Genomic DNA, 3953 nt, shown 5'->3' with positions numbered 1-3953 from the left:
GTCAAATTCAGGTCGTCCAACTTTTGTTTTTTTTGTCGAAAATACACTTTTTAATTCACACCACAGCTTATCTGATATAAACTTCATAACAGCCCTTTTTTTTGTTTGTTTCCAAAGGCTATTATAGCCTTTTTAAAAAGGACTTTCTTCTTTAATTAATTTTCGGATAAGCTCTAAGAAAATTAAAATTCGCTTATTCCGTAAAAATTTCATTTATTTTTTCTAAATCCTGCCACTTGAGTACAGAAACCAGCGTACGATTTTGACTTTCTGAGCCGGTGTAAATGCAATAATTACGCCCAGCCTCATCACCAGCCAAATTTGACCAGTAATGCAATTCTTCAAAATAGTCTTGCGAAATTGTCTGTCCTGATTTGATTTCTACCGGAAACAACTTACCGCCATGACCAATGATACAGTCAACTTCATGACCCATTTTATCTCGCCAGAAATAATAATGGGGAATGCGTCCAACGTTATAGCGTAACTTCATCAATTCAGCAATGGTATATGATTCAAATAATCCACCACGTAGATAATGTGTTGCAACTTGTTTTGCACTTTCAAGTTCAAGCAAAAAACATGCAATGCCTGTGTCATAAAAATACAATTTTGGAGTTTTTACTAAACGTTTACTAAAATTTTTAAAATGAGGTTGCAACAAAAAAATGATATAACTTACTTGCAATAATGAAATCCATGCATTTGCGGTTGTAAGACTAATACCGCAATCATTTGCCAGAGAACTAACATTCAATAACTGTCCAATGCGCCCTGCACACAACTTCATGAATAATTGAAATGTTGCCAAATCAGATACATTTTTTATTTGACGCACATCACGTTCAAGATACGTACGAATATAGTTAGGATACCAATCTGCAGGAGAAAGATTATGATGAGCATAAACACGAGGATAGGAGCCTTGAAAAATCATATTGTTACTATCAGCGGGAAGCATGTCAGCCTGCTTTAATTCTGATAAAGCAAGCGGCAACAAGGTAAGAATTGCTACTCTGCCTGCTAGCGTTTGCGTAATTGCCTTATTCAACAAAAAATTTTGAGACCCTGTTATAACAAAAAAACCGTTCTTCTGGGTTCTATCAACCTCTGTTTGTATGTACGAGAGCAACTCTGGAGTATTTTGTATCTCATCAAGAATAATCCCGTATTCATTATTGTGGAGCGCTAAAAAAGCACGCGGATCAGAATTTGCAAGATTATATGCATCAAAATCTTCCAATGATACATATTTATAGTTCGAAAATGTTGCCTGAGTAAGGGTTGTTTTACCCGATTGTCGTGGACCAAGCACCGCAACAACAGGAAACTGTTGAGCCATCTGTCTTAATTTGGGCTCAAGATCTCTTTTAATCATAAATACTCCTTAATTTTTTAGGAAAAACGCCTTATGGACAATTCTGCTTTTAAAAAGAAGATTTGTCCAGCAATGCTCTAAATAATTTCTGGATCGCTGTTTTTGAGTGGACAAAAATTAAAAAATAGACTTTTTCACTCACCAGATTGTCTAAGTTTGTGCATTTTCTTGAAATAACATGTTAGGCTTGCCCATACTCAATAAAAATCAAAATTTGGGGCAATACAACATGGTCAAAAAAGTAATTGCCATAACAGCTCTACTAATTGGATTAGGCTTCATGCTCATACCCTACGATGCATTGCTTGAATACAGATCGAAACGTAATTTTACTGTTTCTCCTGAACCGGAAGGTAAATCTATGCGCAAAAAAAATAATGCACTACCTGTTTTTGTTATACAAAAACATGATGCAACCAATCTGCATTACGATTTTCGGTTAGAAATTGATGGCGTGCTCAAATCATGGGCAGTTCCAAAAGGTCCCTCAACAGATCCACACGATAAACGCTTAGCAATGGAAACAGAAGATCACCCAATGGATTATGCAACATTTGAAGGCGTTATCCCTGAAGGCCACTATGGTGCAGGTCCTGTTATTGTCTGGGATAAGGGAACATTCACTAACATAAAAGAAAAAGACGGTAAAATAGTTCCACTCAAACAATGTTACAAAAACGGACAGATTGAAGTAGATGTGCACGGAAAAAAATTACAAGGCGGTTATGCACTTATTCGCACAAGCAGTAATGATGCAAAAAAGTGGCTGCTCATAAAAATGCGTGACCAATATGCCGATGCACGCCGCAATCCGGTCAGCTCTCAACCAGAATCAGTACTTTCTGGCAAGACAATAGAAGAGCTACAAACAACCAAAAAAAAACTAAAAAAATGAAGATCAAAGTTGGTCGTTATTCAGTAGACATAACACATCCTGATAAAATTTTATTTGGTAAATCCGGGTTAACTAAACAAGATCTTGTTGATTATTACTTTGCCATTGCTCCGATAATGATGCCCCATATTGATGACCGTCCCATTTCTATGCAACGTTTTCCTCAAGGCATTGCTAAAGAAGGTTTTTACCAAAAAGATGCCAGTGATTACTTTCCAAAGTGGATAACGCGCATTCCTATTGGTAAACAAGAAGGTGGTAAAGTTGATTATGTGGTGATTGATAAACCTGCAACACTCATCTATTTAGCAAATCAAAATTGCATTACACCGCACGTGTGGCTGAGTAAAACTGACAACATCCACAAACCAGATCGCATGATATTTGATCTTGACCCTGCAGAAAGCCTTAGTTTTGCAGACATTCAAGATGTGGCAAAAAAATTAAAAACTATACTTGATGATCTTGAACTACCCACATTGTGCATGCTTACCGGATCTCGCGGTGCGCACATTGTTGTACCATTAAAAAGTGTGCATACGTTTGATGAAGTGCGCGATTTTGCGCATGATATTGCTAAACTTCTTGCACAACAATTTCCTAAATTAATCACGATTGATGTACACAAAACAAAACGTGGTAAACGAGTATTTATTGATTGGCTGCGCAATGGATTTGGTGCTACTGCTGTTGCACCATATGCAGTACGCGCGCGAGAAAATGCTCCTGTTGCAATGCCAGTGACGTGGAAGGAATTGTTATCACCAAAAATGATTTCGCAAAAATATACGATTAAAAATGTTGGCAAACGAATAAGTAAAATTGGTGATGTGTGGCAGGATATGAATAAGTATGCGGTGACGCTAACAAAAGCACGAAAAAAATTGGATGTAATAATTAATACGCTTGATCCTTCAACAAGTTCAGGATGAGCGCGGAAAGGAGTTCACATGATGATAATAATTATATTAGCAACAATCGGCCTGATTATTTCTATATACGGAATAACGATAGAACGTAAATTGCAGCAAGATGCACAATACAAAGCAGCATGCGATATTTCTGATTCCATTTCTTGTACACGTCCCTTCTTAAGCCCCTACGGAAAAATGCTTGGTATCTCCAACATTTGGGCATCTGCATTCTACTACATAGTAATTATTGCAGCAGCACTTATGGACTACTATCGGTTGCTTGTACTCATTACCCTCGCAGGATTTCTCGTGACAATAGCCTTTGCCTACATTCTCTATTTTAAAATTAGATCACTTTGCTTAATTTGCACATCTCTCTATATTGTCAACATAGCACTTGCGATTGTTTGCTACATTTCATCATTGAAGTCGTTCTTTTAAAAAGGATATGTATGAAAAAACACATTACACTGTATGCACTGTTGTTTGTATCGTCAACAATTTTGAGCATGGATGAAAAACTTGCTGTATCATCAGCAGATAATTCACCTCCAACTTCTCCTAGATACTCAACAAAATTACATGACAGCTCCTTGACTCAGAAAGAAATTCTAGAACTATTAGCTAAGAGCCCATCCCTAAACTAGAAAAAAGCCTTTAGAAAAAGTAAAATCTCCTTAAGAAACAACCGAAAATTGATTCAAAAGGAGATTTACACATGTGCCATACTAAAAATTGTTATGAAATTTGCATAAACAAAGCGTTT

5 protein-coding genes are annotated in these 3953 nt (G+C 36.7%); 4 read left to right on the top strand and 1 reads right to left on the bottom strand.

Features of this window, described 5'->3' with window-relative positions; genetic code table 11:
- Positions 1-193: 193 nt before the first annotated feature.
- A complete protein-coding gene (locus tag VJJ26_00945; protein ID HLC06729.1) occupies positions 194-1378 on the bottom strand; it encodes an ATP-binding protein in 1185 nt (394 codons plus the stop codon).
- A gap of 229 nt (positions 1379-1607) precedes the next feature.
- Here VJJ26_00945 and VJJ26_00940 point away from each other — a divergent pair, with 229 nt between their 5' ends.
- The 4 genes from VJJ26_00940 to VJJ26_00925 are packed head-to-tail and all read left to right on the top strand — an operon-like array spanning position 1608 to position 3834.
- Positions 1608-2273, top strand: coding sequence for a DNA polymerase ligase N-terminal domain-containing protein (locus VJJ26_00940; GenBank protein HLC06728.1), 666 nt, complete (start codon positions 1608-1610; stop codon positions 2271-2273).
- Positions 2270-3205 carry a non-homologous end-joining DNA ligase gene (gene ligD / locus VJJ26_00935; protein HLC06727.1) on the top strand — a complete coding sequence of 312 codons (936 nt, stop codon included), beginning with the start codon at positions 2270-2272 and terminating at the stop codon, positions 3203-3205. The genes VJJ26_00940 and ligD overlap by 4 nt, the downstream gene beginning before the upstream one ends.
- Before the next feature lie 18 nt (positions 3206-3223).
- Positions 3224-3628 (top strand): vitamin K epoxide reductase family protein, encoded by a 405-nt coding sequence (locus VJJ26_00930; protein ID HLC06726.1) that lies wholly within the window; start codon positions 3224-3226, stop codon positions 3626-3628.
- Positions 3629-3639: 11 nt separating this feature from the next.
- Complete coding sequence (locus VJJ26_00925) at positions 3640-3834, top strand: hypothetical protein (protein ID HLC06725.1); 195 nt, start codon at positions 3640-3642, stop codon at positions 3832-3834.
- The last annotated feature ends 119 nt before the right edge of the window (positions 3835-3953 follow it).

Source organism: Candidatus Babeliales bacterium, assembly GCA_035288105.1.
GTDB lineage: Bacteria > Babelota > Babeliae > Babelales > Vermiphilaceae > SOIL31.
Note: the sequence above shows the minus strand (reverse complement) of the source record. Positions and strands in the feature narration are given on the sequence as shown.